Annotated in this window: 20 protein-coding genes; 14 read left to right on the top strand and 6 right to left on the bottom strand. The window is 67.6% G+C overall.

Going from position 1 to position 21,110, the window contains the following annotated elements; translation table 11 throughout:
- Positions 1 to 66 precede the first annotated feature (66 nt).
- A complete protein-coding gene (gene xdhC / locus QTH87_RS03980) occupies positions 67 to 879 on the bottom strand; it encodes a xanthine dehydrogenase accessory protein XdhC (RefSeq protein ID WP_286607067.1) in 813 nt (270 codons plus the stop codon).
- A gap of 74 nt (positions 880 to 953) precedes the next feature.
- Between xdhC and QTH87_RS03975 the strand changes: the two genes are divergently transcribed.
- Positions 954 to 1,478 carry a hypothetical protein gene (locus QTH87_RS03975; protein WP_286607066.1) on the top strand — a complete coding sequence of 175 codons (525 nt, stop codon included), beginning with the start codon at positions 954 to 956 and terminating at the stop codon, positions 1,476 to 1,478.
- Here QTH87_RS03975 and uraH read toward each other — a convergent pair.
- Positions 1,463 to 1,825, bottom strand: a complete 363-nt coding sequence (gene uraH / locus QTH87_RS03970) for a hydroxyisourate hydrolase (RefSeq protein WP_286607065.1) — start codon at positions 1,823 to 1,825, stop codon at positions 1,463 to 1,465. The two genes, QTH87_RS03975 and uraH, sit on opposite strands and share 16 nt — an antisense overlap.
- Positions 1,826 to 1,898: 73 nt before the next feature.
- On the opposite strand from uraH, the gene QTH87_RS03965 reads away from it, so the two are divergent.
- From QTH87_RS03965 to QTH87_RS03950, 4 genes are read left to right on the top strand one after another with little or no spacing between them, the layout of a single operon-like run.
- Positions 1,899 to 2,573, top strand: coding sequence for a GntR family transcriptional regulator (locus tag QTH87_RS03965; protein WP_444812736.1), 675 nt, complete (start codon positions 1,899 to 1,901; stop codon positions 2,571 to 2,573).
- Positions 2,574 to 2,583: 10 nt separating this feature from the next.
- Positions 2,584 to 3,534 (top strand): allantoinase PuuE, encoded by a 951-nt coding sequence (gene puuE, locus QTH87_RS03960; RefSeq protein ID WP_286607063.1) that lies wholly within the window; start codon positions 2,584 to 2,586, stop codon positions 3,532 to 3,534.
- 18 nt (positions 3,535 to 3,552) lie between these two features.
- Positions 3,553 to 5,334 (top strand): 2-oxo-4-hydroxy-4-carboxy-5-ureidoimidazoline decarboxylase, encoded by a 1,782-nt coding sequence (uraD, locus tag QTH87_RS03955; protein ID WP_286607062.1) that lies wholly within the window; start codon positions 3,553 to 3,555, stop codon positions 5,332 to 5,334.
- A complete protein-coding gene (locus QTH87_RS03950) occupies positions 5,331 to 6,590 on the top strand; it encodes a M20 family metallopeptidase (RefSeq protein ID WP_286607061.1) in 1,260 nt (419 codons plus the stop codon). The genes uraD and QTH87_RS03950 overlap by 4 nt, the downstream gene beginning before the upstream one ends.
- A gap of 45 nt (positions 6,591 to 6,635) precedes the next feature.
- Here the strand turns inward: QTH87_RS03950 and QTH87_RS03945 are convergent, their stop codons facing one another.
- Positions 6,636 to 8,741 (bottom strand): ATP-binding protein, encoded by a 2,106-nt coding sequence (locus tag QTH87_RS03945; RefSeq protein ID WP_286607060.1) that lies wholly within the window; start codon positions 8,739 to 8,741, stop codon positions 6,636 to 6,638.
- Between the two features lie 12 nt (positions 8,742 to 8,753).
- On the bottom strand, positions 8,754 to 9,386 hold the full coding sequence (locus QTH87_RS03940; protein ID WP_286607059.1) for a response regulator transcription factor: 633 nt from the start codon (positions 9,384 to 9,386) through the stop codon (positions 8,754 to 8,756).
- Between the two features lie 415 nt (positions 9,387 to 9,801).
- Between QTH87_RS03940 and QTH87_RS03935 the strand changes: the two genes are divergently transcribed.
- The 4 genes from QTH87_RS03935 (at position 9,802) to QTH87_RS03920 (ending at position 14,672) form a co-directional block, all read left to right on the top strand.
- Positions 9,802 to 10,581: a crotonase/enoyl-CoA hydratase family protein gene (locus QTH87_RS03935; RefSeq protein WP_286607058.1), complete on the top strand. Its 780-nt coding sequence runs from the start codon at positions 9,802 to 9,804 to the stop codon at positions 10,579 to 10,581.
- A gap of 140 nt (positions 10,582 to 10,721) precedes the next feature.
- Complete coding sequence (locus tag QTH87_RS03930; protein ID WP_444812735.1) at positions 10,722 to 12,212, top strand: NCS1 family nucleobase:cation symporter-1; 1,491 nt, start codon at positions 10,722 to 10,724, stop codon at positions 12,210 to 12,212.
- A 25-nt stretch (positions 12,213 to 12,237) separates the two neighbouring features.
- Positions 12,238 to 12,999 carry an aspartate/glutamate racemase family protein gene (locus QTH87_RS03925; protein ID WP_286607057.1) on the top strand — a complete coding sequence of 254 codons (762 nt, stop codon included), beginning with the start codon at positions 12,238 to 12,240 and terminating at the stop codon, positions 12,997 to 12,999.
- Between the two features lie 182 nt (positions 13,000 to 13,181).
- Positions 13,182 to 14,672, top strand: a complete 1,491-nt coding sequence (locus QTH87_RS03920; RefSeq protein ID WP_286607056.1) for a nucleobase:cation symporter-2 family protein — start codon at positions 13,182 to 13,184, stop codon at positions 14,670 to 14,672.
- Here QTH87_RS03920 and QTH87_RS03915 read toward each other — a convergent pair.
- Positions 14,669 to 15,523 (bottom strand): aldo/keto reductase, encoded by an 855-nt coding sequence (locus tag QTH87_RS03915; RefSeq protein ID WP_286607055.1) that lies wholly within the window; start codon positions 15,521 to 15,523, stop codon positions 14,669 to 14,671. The genes QTH87_RS03920 and QTH87_RS03915 overlap by 4 nt on opposite strands.
- Before the next feature lie 116 nt (positions 15,524 to 15,639).
- Here QTH87_RS03915 and QTH87_RS03910 point away from each other — a divergent pair, with 116 nt between their 5' ends.
- The 5 genes from QTH87_RS03910 to QTH87_RS03890 all read left to right on the top strand — a co-directional run bounded on the left by QTH87_RS03910 (position 15,640) and on the right by QTH87_RS03890 (position 20,116).
- Complete coding sequence (locus QTH87_RS03910; RefSeq protein ID WP_286607054.1) at positions 15,640 to 16,227, top strand: helix-turn-helix domain-containing protein; 588 nt, start codon at positions 15,640 to 15,642, stop codon at positions 16,225 to 16,227.
- A gap of 1 nt (position 16,228) precedes the next feature.
- Positions 16,229 to 16,750: a GNAT family N-acetyltransferase gene (locus QTH87_RS03905; RefSeq protein ID WP_286607053.1), complete on the top strand. Its 522-nt coding sequence runs from the start codon at positions 16,229 to 16,231 to the stop codon at positions 16,748 to 16,750.
- Positions 16,751 to 16,965: 215 nt separating this feature from the next.
- A complete protein-coding gene (locus QTH87_RS03900; protein ID WP_286607052.1) occupies positions 16,966 to 18,285 on the top strand; it encodes a C4-dicarboxylate transporter DctA in 1,320 nt (439 codons plus the stop codon).
- 8 nt (positions 18,286 to 18,293) lie between these two features.
- Positions 18,294 to 18,992 carry a GntR family transcriptional regulator gene (locus QTH87_RS03895; protein ID WP_286607051.1) on the top strand — a complete coding sequence of 233 codons (699 nt, stop codon included), beginning with the start codon at positions 18,294 to 18,296 and terminating at the stop codon, positions 18,990 to 18,992.
- 50 nt (positions 18,993 to 19,042) lie between these two features.
- Positions 19,043 to 20,116: an AI-2E family transporter gene (locus QTH87_RS03890; protein ID WP_286607050.1), complete on the top strand. Its 1,074-nt coding sequence runs from the start codon at positions 19,043 to 19,045 to the stop codon at positions 20,114 to 20,116.
- Between the two features lie 21 nt (positions 20,117 to 20,137).
- Here the strand turns inward: QTH87_RS03890 and QTH87_RS03885 are convergent, their stop codons facing one another.
- Entirely contained in the window at positions 20,138 to 21,046 is a 909-nt protein-coding gene (locus QTH87_RS03885; RefSeq protein WP_286607049.1) for a LysR family transcriptional regulator, read from the bottom strand.
- Positions 21,047 to 21,110: the final 64 nt, after the last annotated feature.

Genomic DNA, 21,110 nt, shown 5'->3' with positions numbered 1-21,110 from the left:
ATACACTTTTGACGGCGGCCTTCGGGGTTTTGCAGGCACCCGGCGTGCTCGAAAACCCTGAGTCCCTCACTTGGGCGAAGTCGATTGCAACAACTGTGCCGCCACCGCGACCGCGATCACCTCGGGCTCCTTGCCGCCGATGCCGGGCACGCCGATCGGGCAGGTCACGCGCGCCATTTCATCGGCCGTGAAGCCGCGCGCCTCGAGCCGATGGCGGAAGGTGGCCCATTTGGTCTTGCTGCCGATCAGGCCGATGTAGGGCAGGTCGTCGCGCTCGCGCAGGCGCCGCAGGCATGCGATCACGATGTCGAGATCCTCGGCATGGCTGAAGCTCATGATCAGCACGCGCGAGCCGGGGACGAGATCGGCGACGGCCTGCTGCACCGGTTCGGAATGCTCGGTCTCGATGCGCACCGGCAGCGCCGTCGGAAAGACACCGTCGCGGCTGTCGATCCAGCGCACCGAGAAAGGCAGGCTGGCCAGGAGCCGCGCAAGCGCCGCACCCACGTGGCCGCCACCGAACAGCGCCACCGGCGCGAGCCGCGACGACAGTTCGCCTTGCAGCGCCGCGGCGTCGGCGGCCTCGATGCGGCGGTAGCGCAGGTACATGACGCCGCCGCAGCACTGGCCCAGGCTGGGCCCGAGCGGATAGCGCCGCGTACCCTCGATCGCCGTACCGCCCTCAAGCCAGGCGCGCGCCTCCTCGATGGCCTGGAACTCCAGCTGGCCGCCGCCGATGGTGGCCGTGAGGCCTTCCGCCCAGACCGCCATCCAGGTGCCCGCCTCTCGCGGGGCCGAGCCTTCGGTGGCGACCACCTGCACCAGCACGCCGGCTTCGCGCCGAAGGCGCCCGAGCAGTTCGTCGAGCGCGGCGATCATCGCGTGCTCCCTGGCATCGGCACCGCCGACCCGTGGCCGCACGGGGCTCTTGCCGGCACGGTATAAACCCGCCGATGCATTTCTCCACCACGCCACGCCGCATCGCATGCGCGGCAACGATCGTCTCCAGCCTGCTGCTCGCCGCCTGCGGCAGCCTGCCCTCGGGCGGCGCCGTGCCGGGCCAGCTCAGCGACGCCCGGCCGCCCGCGGCGGCCGACGCCAGCCGCGCCAGGCCGCGGCCATCGGATGCCGCCACTGCGCGCGACTATCGGCGCGACGCCGCGCGCCGTGTCTACGACCTCAACAAGGACCGCATCTACGCAGGCAAGCTGCCGCCGGAGCTGTACGCGGTGGGCACGCTGCAGGTCGACCTCGATGCCGGTGGCAAGGTGCAGGCCATGAACTGGCTGCGGGCGCCCAGCCATGCGCCCGAGGTGGTGGCCGAGATCGAACGCACGGTGCTGGCGGCCGCGCCCTACCCGGTGCCGGCCCGGTTGGGCAAGGTGACCTGGACCGATACCTGGCTGTGGGACGAAGGCGGCCATTTCCAGCTCGACACGCTCAGCGAAGGGCAACTGCAGCCTCAGGACCCGCGGTAGGTCGAGTAGCTCCAGGGGCTCACGAGCAGCGGCACGTGGTAGTGCTGGTCGGTGTGGGCCACGCCGAAATCCAGCGCCACGCGGTTGAGGAAGTTGGGCTCGGGCAGCACGGCACCGCGCGCCTTGAAGTAGCCCGCGACATCGAACACCAGCCGGTAGGTGCCGGCCTTGATCGTGCTGTTGTCGTAGAGCGGCCCGTCGCTGCGGCCATCGGCGTTGAGCGTGAAGCGACGCACCAAGGTGGCGCGCGCGTCCTCGCGGGTGCCATCGGTGGTGAACAGTGCCACCTCCATGCCGGCGGCCGGACAGCCGTTCATCGTGTCGAGTACGTGGGTGCTGAGTCCCATGATCTGCTCCTTCGGTGCATTGGGGAAAATCTGGTCGACAAAAGTGTATACAGTTCCTGGCTTTGGGTCTATCATGAAAAACATGGACTCGACCACCACCCGCGCCATCGTCGACGCACTCACGAAAGCCATCGTAGAGCACCGGCTGCAGCCGGGCAGCAAGCTGGCCGAGCAGAAGCTCGCGGATCACTTCGGCGTCTCTCGCACGCTGGTGAGGCAAGCGCTGTTCCAGCTTTCGCAGAACAAGCTGATCCGGCTCGAGCCGGCCCGCGGCGCCTTCGTGGCCGCGCCCGAGGTTGCCGAGGCGCGTCAGGTATTCGCGGTGCGCCGCATGCTCGAGGCCGAGATGACGCGCGCCTTCGTGCGCACCGTGACGCCGGCCAAGATCAAGGCGCTCAGGGAACACGTCGCACTGGAAAAGGCCGCGGTCTCGGGCGAGGACATCTCCGACCGCACCGAGCTGCTCGGCGACTTCCACGTGCGCATGGCCGAGCTCATGGGCAACGCGGTGCTGGCGCAGATCCTCGGCGAGCTGATCTCGCGCTGCGCGCTCATCACGCTGATGTACCAGAGCGCCACGGCCGCCGAGCATTCGAACGACGAGCATGCCGACATCGTCAAGGCGCTCGCCGCACGCGACGAGGAACGCGCCGTGCAGCTCATGACCGAACACCTCGACAACGTCGAGGCCAACCTCACCTTCGACCGCAAGGTCCCCACCAGCGACATCTCCCTCGCCCTCGCATGAGGCCACGCACATGACAGACAACGCCAGCACCCCCTACCCCCGCGACCTCGTCGGCTACGGCCGCAATGTGCCGCATGCGCAATGGCCCGGCCGGGCCAGGATCGCGCTGCAGTTCGTCCTCAACTACGAGGAAGGCGGCGAGAACAACGTGCTGCACGGCGACCCGACCTCCGAGACCTTCCTGTCGGAGCTGGTCACGGCGCAGGCCTACGAGAACCGACACATGACCATGGAGTCGATGTACGAGTACGGCTCGCGCGCCGGCGTCTGGCGCATCCTGCGCGAGTTCGAGTCGCGCGGCCTGCCGATGACCATCTTCGGCGTCGGCATGGCCCTGCAGCGCTATCCCGAGCTGCTCGAGACCTTCATGAAGAACGGCTACGAGATCGCCAACCACGGCCTGCGCTGGATCCACTACCAGAATCTGCCGATCGCGACCGAGAAGCGCCACATCGACATCGGCACCCACGTGCTGCGCGACATGACCGGCGGCCAGTGGCCGCTCGGCTGGTACACCGGCCGCGACAGCCCCAACACGCGCCGGCTGGTGGTCGACCACGGCGGCTACGAATACGACAGCGACTACTACGGCGACGACCTGCCGTTCTGGATGGAGGTCGAGAAGACCGACGGCAGCAAGGCGCCGCACCTGGTCGTGCCCTATTCGCTCGACTGCAACGACATGCGCTTCGTGCAGGCGCAGGGTTTCAATACGGGCGAGCACTTCTTCAACTACCTGAAGGACAGCTTCGACGCCCTCTACGCCGAAGGCGAGGAAGCACCGAAGATGATGAGCATCGGCATGCATTGCCGGCTGCTCGGCAAGCCCGGCCGCATCGGCGCGCTGCGCCGCTTCCTGGACTACGTCCAGGGCCATGAGCGAGTCTGGATCTGCCGCCGCATCGACATTGCCCGGCACTGGAAGCAGGTGCATCCCTTCGGCGCCAACGCCGCCGCCTGACGCCATCACGGAGGTTCCATGGCACTCACGATCGATCAAGTCAACGCGGCCGAGGCCGAGGCAGCCGTCGCGCTGCTCGACGGCGTCTACGAGCATTCGCCCTGGATCGCGGCTCGCGCGATGAGCGCGCGCCCGTTCCGCAGCCTGCCGCACCTCAAGCACGCACTGGTGCAGGCCGTCGCCCATGCCTCGAAGGACGAGCAGCTCGGCCTGATCCGCGCCCACCCCGAACTCGCGGGCAAGGCGATGGTCAGCAAGAGCCTCACGGCCGAATCCACCAACGAGCAGAGCAAGGCCGGCCTGACCGACTGCACGGCGGACGAATTCGCGAAGATCCAGCAGCTCAATGCCGACTACAACGCCAAGTTCGGCTTTCCCTTCATCCTCGCGGTCCGCGGCCCGCGCGGACTCGGCCTGCCCAAGCGCGAGATCATCGACACCTTCGAGCGCCGCCTGCACCACCATCCCGACTTCGAGCTCGGCGAGGCATTGCGAAACATCCACCGCATCGCCGAGATCCGCCTGGACGACAAGTTCGACGCCCAGCCCGCGCTCGGCAACGAGGTCTGGGACTGGCACGAGAAGCTCGCGGCCCATACCGATCCGGGCTACGCCGAGAAGGGCCAGCTCACGGTCACCTACCTGACCGACGCGCACCGTGCCTGTGCCGCGCAGATCGCCCAGGACATGCGCGACGCCGGCTTCGACAGCGTGCGCATCGACGCGGTCGGCAACGTGGTCGGTCGCTATGAAGGCGCCACGCCCGAGGCCAGGACCCTGCTCACGGGCTCGCACTACGACACCGTTCGCAACGGCGGCAAGTACGACGGCCGGCTCGGCATCTTCGTGCCGATCGCCTGCGTGCGCGAGCTCAAGCGCCGGAATCGCCGCCTGCCCTACGCCTTCGAGGTGGTCGGCTTCGCCGAGGAGGAAGGCCAGCGCTACAAGGCCACCTTCCTTGGCTCGGGCGCGCTGATCGGCCACTTCGATCCGCAATGGCTCGACCAGAAGGACGCCGACGGCATCACGATGCGCGAGGCACGCCGCAATGCCGGCCTCGACGACGACGCGATCGCGGGCGAGCAGCGCGATCCCGCGAGGTACCTGGGCTTCGTCGAGGTCCACATCGAGCAGGGGCCGGTGCTCACCGAGCTCGACCTGCCGCTCGGCATCGTGACCTCGATCAACGGCAGCGTGCGCTACGTCGGCGAGGTGATCGGCATGGCCAGCCACGCCGGCACCACGCCGATGGATCGGCGCCGCGATGCCGCCGCCGCAGTAGCCGAGCTGATCCTGTTCGCCGAGCAACGGGCCGCCAGGGACGGCGACTCGGTCGCCACCGTCGGCATGCTCGAGGTGCCGAACGGCTCGATCAACGTGGTGCCGGGCCGCTGCAAGTTCAGCCTCGACCTGCGCGCGCCCAACAATGCACAGCGCGATTCGCTGGCCGGTGACGTGCTGAGCGCGCTCAAGGCCATCTGCGAGCGCCGCGGCGTACGGCTGGTGCTCGAGGAAACGATGCGTGCCGCCGCCGCACCGAGCGCGCCCGACTGGCAGCAGCGCTGGGAACGTGCGGTCGATGCGCTCGGCGTGCCGCTGTTCCGCATGCCAAGCGGCGCCGGCCACGACGCCATGAAGCTGCACGAGGTGATGCCGCAGGCCATGCTGTTCGTGCGCGGCATCAACTCCGGCATCAGCCACAACCCGCTCGAATCGAGCACCAACGACGACATCCAGCTGGCGGTGCAGGCCTTCCAGCTGTTGCTCGACAACCTCGCCACCGAGCAGAGCCAACCATGACCGACTACAAGCAACTCGACGCCTGGATCGACGCCCATTTCGACGAGGAAGTGCGCTTCCTGCAGGAACTCGTCCGCGTGCCGACAGACACCCCACCCGGCAACAACGCACCGCACGCGGAACGCACCGCCGAACTGATCCAGGCCTTCGGCTTCGAAGCCGAGAAGCACCCGGTGCCGGCCCAGGAAGTGAAAGACTACGGCCTCGAATCGATCACCAACCTGATCGTGCGCCGCAACTACGGCGAAACCGGCGGCCGCAAGGAAGGAGAACGACCCAGCCGAGGCCTGGTCGTGGCCCTCAACGCCCACGGCGACGTGGTGCCGCCGGGCGAAGGCTGGAGCCACGACCCCTACGGCGGCGAGATCGAGGACGGCAGCCTCTATGGCCGCGCCGCCGCCGTCAGCAAGAGCGACTTCGCGAGCTTCACCTTCGCGGTGCGCGCACTCGAGGCGGTGGCCCGGCCCACGCAGGGAAGCATCGAGCTGCACTTCACCTACGACGAGGAATTCGGCGGCATCCTGGGCCCGGGCTGGCTGCTCAAGAACGGCCTGACGAAGCCCGACCTGATGATCGCGGCCGGCTTCAGCTACGAGGTGGTCACGGCGCACAACGGCTGCCTGCAGATGGAAGTCACCGTGCACGGCAAGATGGCGCACGCGGCCATCCCTAGCACCGGCGTCGACGCGCTGCAGGGCGCGGTGCGCATCCTCAACGCGCTCTATGCGCAGAACACGCTCTACCAGCAGGTGACGTCGAAGGTCGAGGGCATCACGCACCCCTATCTCAACGTCGGCCGCATCGAAGGCGGCACCAACACCAACGTCGTGCCCGGCAAGGTCGTGTTCAAGCTCGACCGCCGCATGATTCCCGAAGAGAACCCGGTCGAGGTCGAGGCGACGATCCGCAAGGTCATCGCCGACGCGGCCGCGGAAATGCCCGGCATCACGGTCGAGATCCGGCGCATGCTGCTGGCCAACTCGATGAAGCCGCTCGCCGGCAACAAGCCTCTGGTCGATGCGATCCAGAAGCATGGCCAAGCGCTGTTCGGCGAGCCGATCAAGGCCATGGGAACGCCGCTCTACACCGACGTTCGCCTCTATGGCGAAGCGGGCATCCCGGGCGTGATCTACGGCGCCGGCCCGCGCACGGTGCTCGAATCGCATGCCAAGCGCAACGACGAGCGCGTGGTGCTCGAGGACCTGCGCCGCGCGACCAAGGTCATCGCTCGGACGCTCAGCGATCTGCTGGCCTGAGGCGCCGGGTCGATCGCCCGCTGCACCGCCACAGCGGCGCAGGGGTCAGTCCATGCCGGCCAGCTGGGTGCGGATCGCCTCGTCGAACGCGTCGACGCTGTCGACCAGCTCCGCGAGCGCTTCGTCGAGCGGTGCCGTGGGCTCGTCGGCGATCGCGCGCTCGAGCGCCTCGCAGGCTTCGATCACGCGCCAGGCCTGCACCATGCGCGCCGCCCCCTTGATCTTGTGAGCCAGCGCGGCGACCTCGGCCCGATGGCCGTTGCCGAACCCGACGACGATGGCCCGCAGATCGCTCAGGTTGGTGCGCAGCAGGGTCTGGAGGAATTGCTTCTCGACCCGCACGTCGCCGTCCGAGATGCTGCGCAGTGCCGCCGGATCGTAGGCCGCCTTCCGGACCGGCCCCTGAGCTTCCGAGCCGGGAGACGCCCCCGGCGCACCCGACGGACCATCGGGCAGGTGACGGTGCAACGCCGTCAACAGCGCGCCAAGGCTGAAGGGCTTCATGAGGCAGTCGTCCATGCCGACCTGCAGGGCGTGGCGCCTTTCCTCCTCCTGCACGTGGGCGGTGCAGCCCAGAATCGGCGTGCGCTGCAGGCCTTCGCTGCGCTCGGCCTCGCGTATCGCCGCCGTGAGCCGGTAGCCGTCCATCACCGGCATCGAGCAATCGGTGATCACGAGATCGAAGCCACCTCCACGCCAGAGCGCGAGTGCGGACTCGCCGTTCTCCGCGAGGTCGCACGCGAGGCCCAGGTGCTCGAGCTGGCGCTGCATCAGCAAGCGGTTGGCAGGATGGTCGTCGACCGCAAGCACACGGCGCCCTTGCCATGACGGCGCGGCGTCGATCGCACGGTCGTCCGCTTGCGTGGCGATTGCCCAATCGGGCGGGGCCGGGACGGCCGGGACATCGAAACTTGCGCGCACCCGCGTGCCGACGCCGAGTTCGCTCGCGACGTTGACGCTGCCGCCCATCAGCACGCACAGGCGCTGCACGATCGGCAGGCCGAGGCCGGTACCGCCAATGGCGCGCGGCCCTGCCGACTCGGCCTGGAAGAAGGGGCGGAACAGGTTGGCCAGGTCGTCGGGCTTGATGCCGATGCCGGTGTCCTCGACTTCCAGCACGATCGACTCGATGTCCGCGACGCGGGCGGCACTGCGCAACCGCACCGTGACCCGGCCGGTGTCGGTGTACTTGATCGCGTTGCTCAGCAGGTTGCTGGCGATCTGCCTGAAGCGCACGGCGTCGATCGAGTGCCACTCGGCGAGCGCCGGATCGAGCTCGACCTCGATCGCCAGGCCGCTCTGCTGCGCGAGGCTCGCGAAAACGCGCACGACCTCGTCGACGATGGAGCGCAGCCGTGCCGGCGCTGGGTGGATCTCGAGGCCTCCGGCGTCGATCTTCGAGATGTCGAGGATGTCGTCGATGATCCCGAGCAGCGATCGCGCCGACGTGCGCGCCACCTCGATCGAATCCTGATCCCGGCTGGCGAGGCGCCCCTGGCGCGCCAGCAGTTCGAGCATGCCCATCACGGCGTTCATCGGCGTACGAATCTCGTGGCTCATCGTGGCGAGGAAGCTGGACTTCGCGCGGTTGGCCTCTTCGGCCTTGGCGAGCGCCTCGGCGATCTGCTGGATCAGCTGGTGGCGGTCCGTGATGTCGATCGCGCCCGCAACCAGGGCGCGCGGGCCGGCCTCACTGAGTTGCGGGATCGAGGTCGCCCAATGCAGGAGGCGGCGCGACTCGCCGTGCAGCGAGACGCTGGTGTCCTGGCTGATGTTGCCGCCCTCGTTCAGCAGCTTCAGGTAGCACTGATGCAGAGCGCGCATGCGCGCGGGTTCCACGAAATCGAGGCCGCTTTCGGAGACCGCCTTGCCGATCATCGCGCTGCGCCGGATGTCGAAGAGGCGCTCGAAGGCGGCGTTGCAGAAGATCAGCCGCGCCTCGGCGTCTCGTACGCAGACCGCATAGGGAATGCCGTCGAGCATCGCGCTCTGGAAGGCCAGCTTCTCGCGCAACGTGGCCTTGATGTGCATCCGCCTGCGCAGTTCATCGGTCAGCGCACGATTCCGGCAGACCAGCGCAAGGCACATGGCCGCGGCTGCGACGGTCACGAAGAACCAGGGGCTCGCGACGGCCCAGTTGCCGGAGTTCATCGGTGCAGGCCCTCAGGAAACGATATTGCGGGCGCGCGTGAAGTCGACGAGTTCGACCAGCGTCGAAATGCCGAGCTTCTCGAAGATGCGCGTCTTGTAGCTGCTGATCGTCTTGTTGCTGATGAGCAGTGTCTCGGCGATTTCCTTGTTGCTCAGGCCGCGCGCCAGGTATTGCAGGACCGTCAGTTCCCGATCGGACAGCGTATTGAGCAGGGCGTCGCCGCTGGCAGCAGTGCCCGAGCCGGCTCGCGCCGACAGCGCCGAGGAGGGAAACATGCTGTAGCCCGCCAGCACGGTCTGCACCGCCTGCACCACGGCAGCCATGTTCTCGCTCTTGCTCATGAATCCGTTGGCGCCGGCCTGCACCGTGCGCGACGCGAATATCGATTCCTGCTGCGCCGACAGCACCAGCAGCCGGGTGGCAGGCTGGGACTTGCGTACCCGGTCGATCAGGTCGAGCCCGCTCAGCCGCGGCAGGTCGAGGTCGAGGATGACCAGGTCGGGGCGCAGTTCGCGGATGGCTGCCAGGGCCGACGGGCCGTCGTTCGATTCACCGATCACCTTGATGTTGCCGGTTGCTTCGAGCGCCGAGCGGACCGCCAGTCGAATGGCGGGATGGTCGTCGACGACGATCACTGTGTGCATGGCAGGTCCTTCTTCGTGGGGGAATTGGTTGGGCAGTTCGATTGCAAATTCAATTCAATTTTAAGGATGTTCATGAATAAGCAGAGAATGATTCGCTCGAAAAAGTTTATCTCATTCGGTGAAATTGCGACAAAATATGCAAACCCTGATGCGAATAATTATTCAGATTTCAGACTATTCTTATTGAATTAAATGTCGACATGATTATTCCCCCAAGAAAATGCTGATCTGGAATTAATTGCAATTGATTAAACTTAAAATCGATCGGATGTTTCCGTCGCGACGCCGCGATCCGCGACCATTCCGTGCATTGACTCGGCTTTTTCTCACCCCGCCCGGCCGGCCTGCTTAGGATCGCAACCGTCGATGCGCGCGCGACTCTTCATGCCGTACGACATCACGAGGAGCTCCTGTCATGCCCCATGTCTCGTTCGAGAGCGACGGCCCGGTCTGCACCATCCGCCTGGAGCGCCCCGGCAAGCGCAACGCGGTCGATGGTCCGATGGCGGCCGAGCTGCGATCGGCCTTCGAACGATTCGAGGCCGATGGCGACCTGCGGGTCGCGGTGCTGGCCGGATCGGGTGGCCACTTCTGTGCTGGCGCCGACCTCGCCGCGGTGGCGGATCCGGCGCTGCGCAACGAACTGGCTCCCGACGGCGGCGGCAGCGGGCCGATGGGACCGACGCGCCTCGCACTGAGCAAGCCGCTGATCGCTGCCATCGACGGCCATGCCGTGGCCGGCGGCCTCGAGCTCGCCCTCCTGGCCGACCTCCGCGTGGCCGGCGAGGAGGCGGTGCTCGGCGTCTTCTGCCGCCGCTGGGGCGTGCCGCTGATCGATGGCGGAACGGTGCGGCTGCCGCGCCTGATCGGCATGGGACGCGCGCTCGACATGATCCTGACCGGCCGGCCGGTGGGCGCGGCCGAGGCGCTGGCAATGGGTCTGGTCAACCGCGTCGTGCCCACCGGCGAGGCAACGGCGGCCGCCCAGGCGCTGGCGCGCGAGATCGCAGCCTTCCCGCAGCAATGCATGCTGACCGACCGGCGTTCGGCCTACGACCAGTGGTCGTTGTCGCTCGCGCAGGCGCTGCGCGCCGAGGGCGCGGCGGGGGTGCCGATCGTCTTCGCCGAAGGCGCCTCGGGCGCCGAGCGCTTCGCGCAAGGCGCTGGCCGCCACGGGCGTTTCGGCGGCAGCTGAGGCCCGAGCGTCGAGGGTAAACACGCCCCCACTCTCGGAATCTTCGCCTTGTTTAGGCCCCCTGCATTGCACGCAAATACGGGGCGCCACCGGCCCGGCCCATCGGGTCCGGACCGCCGAGAAACAAGGAGGAGAACACCGTGTACAGCACCGCCCCAACGGCAGCCGCAGAGCTGCCCCATCCCGCTGTCGGGCAGGCCATCGCACCGAATGCGCTGATCAAGCCTGGCTACGACCCCCGGCTCACCAACGAAGACCTCGCGCCCCTGCGGCGCCAGACCTGGAGCCCGTACAACATCTTCGCGTTCTGGATGTCCGACGTGCACAGCGTCGGGGGCTACATCACGGCCGGCAGCCTGTTCGCGCTGGGTCTGTCGAGCTGGCAGGTCCTGGTGTCGCTGCTGGCGGGCATCCTGATCGTTCAGTTCTTCTGCAACCTGGTGGCCAGGCCGAGCCAGGCGACGGGCACGCCCTATCCGGTGATCTGTCGCGCGTCCTTCGGCGTGCTCGGCGCCAACATCCCGGCCGTCATCCGCGGCCTGATCGCGGTCGCCTGGTACGGCATCCAGACCTATCTGGCCTCGGGCGCCTTCCTGCTTCTGGCCCTGCACTTCCGGCCGGACCTCGCACCCTATGCGGACGTGGCACGCCACGGCTTCCTCGGCCTGTCGATGCTCGGCTGGGTCGCATTCATGCTGATGTGGGTGCTGCAGGCCTTCGTGTTCTGGCACGGCATGGAGGCCATCCGCCGCTTCATCGACTGGGCCGGCCCTGCGGTCTACGTCGTGATGGCCGCGCTTTGCGGCTGGCTGGTCTGGAAGGCCGGCTGGCAGAACATCGACATGCGGCTCGGAGGCGTCAGGTTCGAAGGCTGGGACGCACTGCCCGTGATGCTTGGCGCGACCGCGCTGGTGGTCAGCTACTTCAGCGGACCGATGCTCAACTTCGGTGACTTCTCGCGCTACGGACGCAGCTTCGAGGCGGTCAGGAAAGGCAACTTCTGGGGCCTGCCGGTCAACTTCCTGTTCTTCTCGCTGCTGGCCGTGGTGACCTCGGCCGCCACGCTGCCCGTGTTCGGCGAACTGATCACCGACCCGGTCCACACCGTGGCGCGAATCGACAGCAGCACCGCGGTGGTGATCGGCGCCCTGACCTTCATCGTCGCCACCGTAGGCATCAACATCGTTGCCAATTTCGTCTCGCCGGCCTTCGACTTCTCGAACGTGGCGCCGCAGCACATCAGCTGGCGCACGGGCGGCATGATCGCGGCCGTCGCATCGATCTTCATCACGCCCTGGAACCTCTACGACAACCCCGCGGTGATCCACTACACGCTCGACGTGCTGGGGGCCTTCATCGGCCCGCTGTTCGGCATCCTGATCGCCGACTACTACCTGGTGCAGAAGCAGCGCGTCGACATCGACGCGCTCTACACGCTCGACCCGCGCGGCGCCTATTGGTACACCAACGGCTACAACCGCCGCGCCATCGGCGCCATGGTGCCGGCCGCCGCGGTGCCGATGCTCTGCGTTCTGATTCCCGACCTGCGGGGCGCTGCCAGCTACGCCTGGTTCATCGGCACCGGGCTCGCCTTCGCGATCTACATCGCGCTGCAACCGCGCCGGCGCTGAGCAAGGCCTTCCGGGAATCAAGCAGATGCACATCAAGATCATCAACCCCAACACCACCTGGCGCATGACCGAGAAGATCGGGGCCTGCGCGCGCGCGGTGGCACGCCCCGGCACCCGCATCGAGGCGGTCAACCCGCCGATGGGTCCGGCCTCCATCGAGAGTCACTACGACGAGGCTCTGGCGGTGCCGGGCCTGCTGCACGAGATCGCGCTCGGCGAGCAGGAAGGCGCATCGGGCTACGTGATCGCCTGCTTCGGCGACCCGGGCCTGAAGGCCGCGCGCGAACTGGCGAGCGTGCCGGTGGTCGGCATCGCCGAGGCCGCGATGCACCTGGCGAGCCTGGTCGCGACCCGCTTCAGCGTGGTGACCACCCTGCAGCGCACCGTGGGCCAGGCCTGGCATCTGGCCGAGGCGTATGGCATGAAGCGCTTCTGCGCCAACGTCAGGGCCTGCGACATCCCTGTGCTCGCGCTCGAGGAGCCGGGCTCGGCGGCGCGCAATCGCATCGTCGAGGAATGCCGGCGCGCGCTCGAGGAAGACGGCTCGGACGCCATCGTGCTCGGATGCGCAGGCATGGCCGACCTGTGCGCCGACATCGGCCAGGCGCTCGGTGTGCCGGTGATCGATGGCGTCGCGGCCGGCATCCAGCTGGTCGAGTCGCTCGTGAACCTGCGGCTCGCCACCAGCAAGCGCGGCGAACTGGCACGGCCGCTGCCCAAGCCGATCGCCGGACTGCTGGGCAGCTTCTCGCTGGCACCCGCAGGCATGGACCGCAGCAGCCACTGAGTGCCCGGCCGGGTCGACGGGAGCCTGGCCCGCGAGTTGCATGAGCAGGAAACGCGGGTTTTCCGCGATACGAATCTGCATAGGATTTGTATACAGTTTCGCGTACACCTTGGTAGACGATGCACGGGGACATCGTCGAACGCCAGCCCAGCTTCCTCCCGCTGCTCCAGGAGATTCGACACATGACGGCTGCTTCCCTCTCTTCCGCCACCCATCCGGTCGACGAACGATTGCCCGCCGGCAAGCTCACGGCGCTGGGCCTTCAGCACGTGCTCGTGATGTACGCGGGCGCCGTGGCGGTGCCGCTGATCGTCGGGCGCGCGCTCAAGCTGACGCCGCAGGAGGTCGCACTGCTGATCTCCGCCGACCTGTTCTGCTGCGGCATCGCTACGCTCATCCAGTCGCTCGGTGCCACCCAGTGGTTCGGCATTCGCCTGCCGGTGATGATGGGCGTGACCTTCGCCTCGGTTGCGCCGATGGTGTCGATCGCGAACGCCAATCCGGGCCAGTCCGGCGCGCAACTGCTGTTCGGCGCCATCATCGGCGCCGGCATCATCTCGATACTGATCGCACCGATGATCTCGCGCATGCTGCGCTTCTTTCCACCGGTGGTCACGGGCACCATCATCGCGGTGATCGGCATCAGCCTCATGCGCGTGGGCATCAACTGGATCTTCGGCAACCCGGTCGGCCCGACCGCTCCCGCGCTGGTCGACCCGGTCTATACCAAGTGGCTGGCCGACGTCACCTCGCCGGGCTCCGCCGTGCCGCCGGTGCCCAAGGGCATGTCGATCGTGCCGTCGGTGCCCAACCCGCGCTACGCCGACCTCGGCGGCCTCGGCATCGCGGCGCTGGTGCTGGTCTCGATCCTGCTGATCGTCAAGTACGCCAAGGGCTTCATCGCCAACATCTCGGTGCTGCTGGGCATCGTGATCGGCGCAGTGGTCGCCAGCATCTTCGGCTTCATGACCTTCGAGAAGGTCGGCAACGCCGCCTGGTTCGATCTCGTCCTGCCCTTCCACTTCGGCCTGCCGAAGTTCGATCCGATCCTGATCCTCACGATGTCGCTGATCATGATCGTCGTGATGATCGAATCGACCGGCATGTTCCTCGCGCTCGGCGAGATGACCGACCGCAAGATCAGCCAGCAGGACCTGGCGCGCGGCCTGCGGACCGACGGCCTCGGCACGCTGATCGGCGGCATCTTCAACACCTTCCCGTACACCAGCTTCTCGCAGAACGTCGGCCTGGTGGCCGTGACGGGCATCAAGAGCCGCTACGTCTGCGTGGCCGGCGGCGTGATCCTGGTGGTGCTGGGCCTGCTGCCCAAGATGGCGGCGCTGGTGGAATCGCTGCCGACCGTGGTGCTGGGCGGCGCCGGCCTCGTGATGTTCGGCATGGTGACCGCCACCGGCATCCGCATCCTCGCGGGCGTGGATTTCAAGAACAATCGCCATAACGCGATGATCGTCGCCGTGGCGATCGGCATCGGCATGATTCCGCTGATCGCCCCCAACTTCAAGCAGTGGATGCCGCATGCGATCCACTCGCTGGTGGAATCGGGCATCCTGCTGGCGTCGATCACCGCGGTGCTGCTGAACCTGTTCCTCAACGGCGCCAAGCATGACGAGCAGGCGATCATCGCCGCCGCCAAGCAGGCCGAAGCACACTAGATCATCGCGAGCGGCATCTTGCGCCGCGGCGCGGGATGCAGCCGATCGATCTCGGCCAGCACCTCGGGCGACAGCCGCAAGCCGGCCGCCGCGAGGTTTTCTTCCAGGTGCTCCTTGCGCATGGCCTTGGGGATGGCGGCGACGCCGCCCTGCGTCAGCAGCCACGCCAGCGCGAGCTGCGCCGCGCTGATGCCGATACCGCGGGCGATGGCCTGCAGGCCGGCGTCGGCAGCCAGCGCACCCTGGTCGATCGGGCTGTAGGCCATGAGCGGGATGCCGCGCTCGCGCTGCCAAGGCAGCAGGCTGAACTCGGGGCCACGCTCGGCGAGCGAGTAATAGACCTGGTTCGCAGCACATTCGGCGCCGCCCTCGAGCGCTGCGAGCTCCTCCATGTCGTCGGTGTCGAAGTTGCTGACGCCCCAATGGCGGATGCGCCCCTGCAGCACCAGTTCGCGCAGCGCGTCGCAGGTCGCGTCCAGCGGGTGCGATCCACGCCAGTGCAGCAGGTAGAGGTCGACATGGTCCAGTCCGAGGCGCGACAGGCTGCGCGCACAGGCCTTGGCCGTGACAGTGCGGCTCGCATTGTGCGGATACACCTTGCTGACCACGAAGAGTTCCTCGCGGCTGACATCGCCGGCCCGCAGCGCCTCGGCCAGCGCCTGGCCGACCACCTCCTCGGCGCCGCCTTCGCCGTACATCTCGGCAGTGTCGACGAGCCGGTAGCCCATCTCGATCGCCGCGCGCACGGCCGCGACCTCGGCGCTGCGACGGCCGGCCGACTCGCCCATCTTCCAGGTGCCGAGTCCGAGTGCAGGCATGCGGCCGGCGCCGGGGAGTTCGAGTTGATGCATGCGGGTTCCTTGTGGTCGGGGGCAAGCGGGGTGCGGCCGCCGCCCACCATGCCAAGGCGCGCGCCTTCGCGCAATGGCTGGACGATCCATCCAATATATAGGATACTGACTCCACCATGACGGAACAGGCCGACAGTCTCAACCACCGCATTGCCGAGCGCGTGCGCGAGTTGCGCGCCTCGAGCGGCATGTCGCTCGATGCACTGGCCACGCACTGCGGGGTCAGCCGTTCGATGATCTCTCTGATCGAGCGCGGCGAGAGCAGTCCCACGGCGGTGGTGCTCGAGAAGCTCGCGACCGGGCTCGGCGTGGCGCTGGCGTCGCTGTTCGATCCGCCCCGGGCCGCGGGCGATCCCGTGGCCAGGCTCGCCGACCAGCCGTCGTGGCGCGATCCGCACTCGGGCTACGTGCGGCGCAACGTGTCGCCGTCCGGTGTGGCGTCGCCGATCCAGATCGTCGAGGTGGCTTTTCCGCCCAAGGCCCGCGTGGCCTACGAGACCGGCGCGCGCGAGCCGCGCATCCACCAGCAGGTGTGGGTGCTCGAGAACGCGATCGAGGTCACGGTCGGCGACGCGATTCACCGGCTTGCGGCCGGCGACTGCCTGGCCCACGTGCTGGACCGCCCGGTCAGCTACCACAACCCCACGCGCCGTCTCACGCGCTACGCCGTGGTGATTGCCACCCTGTCCGGCACATGGGGATGAAATGAACCGGCAAGACCAGGTCCGAAGGCTGACCACCGTGTCACCCGCGCAGCAGCAGGCGCTGGCCGAACTGCTGATCGACTGCGTCGAGGGCGGCGCCTCGGTGAGCTTCATGCTGCCGCTCACGCTCGAGCGCGCCCTGGCCTTCTGGGCCCGCGTCGCGGACGGCGTGGCGCGCGGCGAACGCGCCCTGCTGGTGGCCGAAGATGCACACGGGCTGTGCGGCACGGTGCAACTGGTGCTCGACCAGCCCGAGAACCAGCCGCACCGCGCAGACCTGGCGAAGATGCTGGTCCATCGGCGGGCGCGGCGTCGAGGCTGGGGCGAAGCGCTGATGCGTCAGGCCGAACGGACCGCACGCGAATGCGGCCGGACACTGCTGGTGCTCGACACCTCGGACGATTCGGCCGAACGCCTCTATGCGCGGCTCGGATGGCAGCGCGTGGGCCTGGTTCCGGGCTACGCGCTGCTGCCCGCAGGCGGGCTCTGCGCCACCACCTTCTTCTATCGCGCGCTCGACTGACGGCGGGCGCCGAACGCGCGTGCCGCCTCCCAGGCAGGCCATCGGCTCGAGAGCCGCCGGGCGGCTTTCATCGCCGTGGGTCCCCCAGCCGCGTCACGACTTGTAAAGCCTCACCGATCGCGGGAATACCCTCAAAACGTCTGAGTGAATCTTGCCTACATTGCTTGCATGCAAGACAACGTGAGGCTTGCATACAACTTCACAAAGGAAGTCCCATGCCACGTTTTGCCAAATCACTCTTCGGTCAGGTGGTCATCGCGCTGGTGCTCGGCGTCGTGGCGGGCCTGTTCTTCCCGGAGTTCGCCGTCAAGCTCAAGCCGCTCGGCGACGGCTTCATCAAGCTGATCAAGATGATCATTCCGGTGCTCGTCTTCTGCGTCGTGGTGCACGGCATCGCCGGCGCCGGCGACCTCCGGCGGGTGGGCCGGGTCGGCGTCAAGGCGCTGATCTACTTCGAGGTGCTGACCACCATCGCGCTCGCGATGGGCCTGGCGCTGGCCTTCGTGTTCCAGCCCGGCGTGGGCATGAACGTCGATCCGTCGAAGCTCGACCCTGCGGCCATGAGCGCCTACGCATCGAACGCCGACAAGCTCACCAGCGGCGGCACGGTCGACTTCCTCATGAAGCTGATCCCGAGCACGGTGGTGAACGCCTTCGCCACCGGGGACGTGCTGCAGGTGCTGCTGTTCGCGGTGCTGTTCGGCTGTGCGCTCACCCTGCTCGGCGAGCGCGGCCGCCCGGTGGCGGCGGTGATCGACGCCACCTCGCTGGTGCTGTTCAAGATCATGGGCATCATCATCAAGCTGGCGCCGCTGGGGGTGCTCGGTGCCATCGCCTTCACGGTCGGCCAGTACGGCGTCGGCTCGCTCAAGCAGCTCGGCATGCTGGTGGCACTGTTCTATGTCGCGGTGCTGCTGTTCGTCTTCGTGGTGCTCGGGCTCGTGATGCGCCTCTCGGGCTTCAGCCTGATCAAGCTGCTGCGCTACCTGCGCGAAGAGCTCACCATCGTCTTCGCCACCACGTCCTCGGACAGCGTGCTGCCGCAGATCATGGCCAAGCTGCGCCACATGGGCATCCGCGACTCCACCGTGGGCCTCGTGATTCCCACCGGCTATTCGTTCAATCTCGACGCCTTCTCGATCTACATCACGCTGGCGGCGGTCTTCATCGCCCAGGCCACCAACACGCCGATCGGAATGGCCGACCTGATGACGATCCTCGCGATCGCGCTGGTCACGTCGAAGGGCGCGCACGGCGTGCCGGGCTCGGCGATCGTGGTGCTGGCCGCGACACTGCACGCCATTCCCGCGATCCCGGCCATCGGCCTGGTGCTGGTGCTGTCGGTCGACTGGTTCATGGGCATCGCCCGCGCGCTCGGCAACCTGATCGGCAACTGCGTCGCCACCGTGGCGATCGCAGCCTGGGAAGGCGACATCGACCGTGAACGTGCCCATGCGGTGCTGAACGGCACCCACTCGCCCGAAGACGAACCGCTGGCCGAGCCCGAGGTGGCGACCACGGCGGCGGCCCATTGAAGGCGGCCATGACCGACGTCTCGCCGACCCGCATCGCCGAGCGCGTGGTCGAGGCCATCCTGGCGCAGAAGCTCGCCCCGGGCGAGCGGCTCGGCGAACAGGCGCTGGCCGAGAACTTCAACGTCAGCCGCACCATGGTGCGCGAGGCACTGATGCAGTTGCAGGCCCGCGGCTTCGTCGCCGTGCAGTCGCGCCGCGGCTGGTTCGTGGTGGAGCCCTCGGCCGACGAGGCGCGCGATGCCTTCGCCGCGCGCCGCATCGTCGAATCGGGCATCCTGGCCGAGGCCGGTCGGCCGCTCTCGAAGGTCATCCGCAAGCTGCGCGAGCACATCGCCGACGAGCAGCGCGCCATCGCGGGCGCCGATGCCGCCACGCGTGCCTTCCTGCTGGCGGACTTCCATGTCTGCCTGGCCGAGCAGATGGGCCACCGGCTGCTGTGCGACGTGCTGCGCGACCTGACGGCACGCACCACGCTGGCCGCCACGCTGTTCCAGTCGCGCCACGAGGCTGCCGCCTCCTGCGACGAGCATGCAGCGATCGTCGCCGCGCTGGAGGCAGGCGACACCGGGCGCGCACGCTCGCTGATGCTGGCCCACATCGGCAACGTCGAGCAGGCATTGCAGGTGGAGGTGGCCCAGGCGCCCGACGCCGACGAGCGGCTGCGCGCCACGCTGGCTCCGGTGGCATTGCCACGCGGCATTCGCTGACACGAATCGCGCTTTTTCAGGCCCGGGTTTCGGCTAAAGTCGACTCGGTCATGAACACCTCCGGCGTCCAGCGCGGCACCTTTCTTCTCCTGCTGGCAGTCGTCACGATCGCCTTCGGCTGGCTGCTGCTGCCGTTCTTCGGTGCCGTGATGTGGGGCATCGCGCTGGCCATCCTCTTCACGCCGATCTACCGGCGCCTGCTCAAGAAGATGCGCGGCCGGCGCAACCTCGCGGCGCTCGCGACGCTGATGCTCGCGACCATCGTGGTCGTCATTCCGCTCACCCTCATCACGGTCTCGCTGGTCGACGAAGTCTCGCTGGTGTCGCAGATGGTGCGCTCGGGTGACATCAGCTTCTCGAACTACTTCCAGCAGGTGGTCAACGCGGTTCCCAAGTGGGTGCTCGACCTGCTCAACCGCTTCGGACTCGGCAACGTCGAAGGGCTGATCAACCAGCTGTCGCAGGCAGCGGCGCGCGGCAGCCAGGTGATCGCCACCCATGCGGTCGCGATCGGCCAGAACACCTTCGAATTCGTCATCAGCTTCGGCATCATGCTGTACCTGCTGTTCTTCCTGCTGCGCGACGGGACCGAGCTGTCGCGCAAGGTGCGCGAATCGCTGCCGCTGGCCAAGCCGCACACGCACTACCTGCTGAACAAGTTCACGACCGTCATCCGCGCCACCATCAAGGGCAACATCGCGGTCGCGGCGGCGCAGGGCATCATCGGCGGCGTCACGTTCTCGCTCATGGGGCTCCAGGGCGCACTGCTGTGGGGTGTGCTGATGGCCTTCCTCTCCCTGCTGCCCGCAGTCGGCGCGGCACTGATCTGGGGGCCGGTGGCGATCTACTACCTGGCGGTCGGCCAGATCGGCCACGCGCTGATCCTGATCTTCGTCGGGGTCTTCGTGATCGGCCTGGTCGACAACATCCTGCGCCCGCTGCTGGTGGGCAAGGACACGCAGATGCCCGACTACATCGTGCTGATGTCCACCATCGGCGGCATCGCGCTGTTCGGCATCAACGGCTTCGTGATCGGGCCGCTGATCGCCGCGCTGTTCATGGCGTCCTGGGATCTGTTCGCGTCATCGGGCGACGATCGTGAGAACGTGCCGCCGCCCCCCTGAAACGCCGCTCGCGGCGAGCCGTCAACGGGCTCCCAGCCACCACTGTTCCCCGAAGCGCCCCTGCAGAAAGGCCACGAAGCCCGACACCTTGCCGGGAACCAGCTTCGGCGAAGGAAACACCGCATGGATCTCCTGCTCGGCCAGCGCGTGGTCGGCCAGCACCTCGACCACCTGCCCGGCCGCCAGCGAATCTCTCGCCACGTAACGCGGCATCAGCGCGATGCCGAGGCCGGCGCGCGCGGCGGCGAGCACGGCCGAGACGTTGTTCGAGCGCAGCCGGCCCGACACCGGCACCGTGAGTGCCTCGCCTCTCGGCGTATGCAGGTGCCAGACGTCGTCGCCGACCACGCTGCTGTAGATCAGCGCCACGTGGGCGCTCAGGTCCTGGGCCTTTCTCGGCGTGCCGTGCTTCTTCAGGTAGGCCGGCGCGGCCACCATGACCCAGGGATTCATGCCGAGGAAGCGCGCGCCGAGCGATGAATCGGCCAGCTTGCCCATGCGGATCGCGACGTCGATGCCCTGGGCCACGAGATCGACATAGCGGTCCTCGAAGCTCAGGTCGACCTGCACCTGGGGATGGCGCGCCATGAATTCGAGCGCCAGCGGAACAACCACGCGGCGGCCGAACGCGGTCGAGGTGCCGATGCGCAGCAGGCCCTGGGCCTGCGACTGGCGCAGCTTGACGATGCTCTCGGCTTCCTCGGCGTCGCGCACGATGGCCTTGCACTTCTCGTAGTAGAGCGCGCCGGCTTCGGTGAGGCTCACGCCGCGCGTGTTGCGGTTGAGCAGCCGTGCCTTGAGGCGCGTCTCGGTGGCCGCCACCTGCTTGGTCACGGTGGGCTGTGTGGTGTTGAATTCGCGCGCCGCCTTGGAGAAGCTGCCGGTCTCCACCACGCGCACGAACATCTCCATCGCGAGCAATCTGTCCATGGGCGAATGGTAGTCACTTATTCCACGCAGGAATAGGCGATATGGCACTGCGCCCTCTTCTGGC

Source organism: Variovorax jilinensis (genome assembly GCF_030316885.1).
Classification (GTDB): domain Bacteria; phylum Pseudomonadota; class Gammaproteobacteria; order Burkholderiales; family Burkholderiaceae_C; genus Variovorax; species Variovorax jilinensis.
Note: the sequence above shows the minus strand (reverse complement) of the source record. Positions and strands in the feature narration are given on the sequence as shown.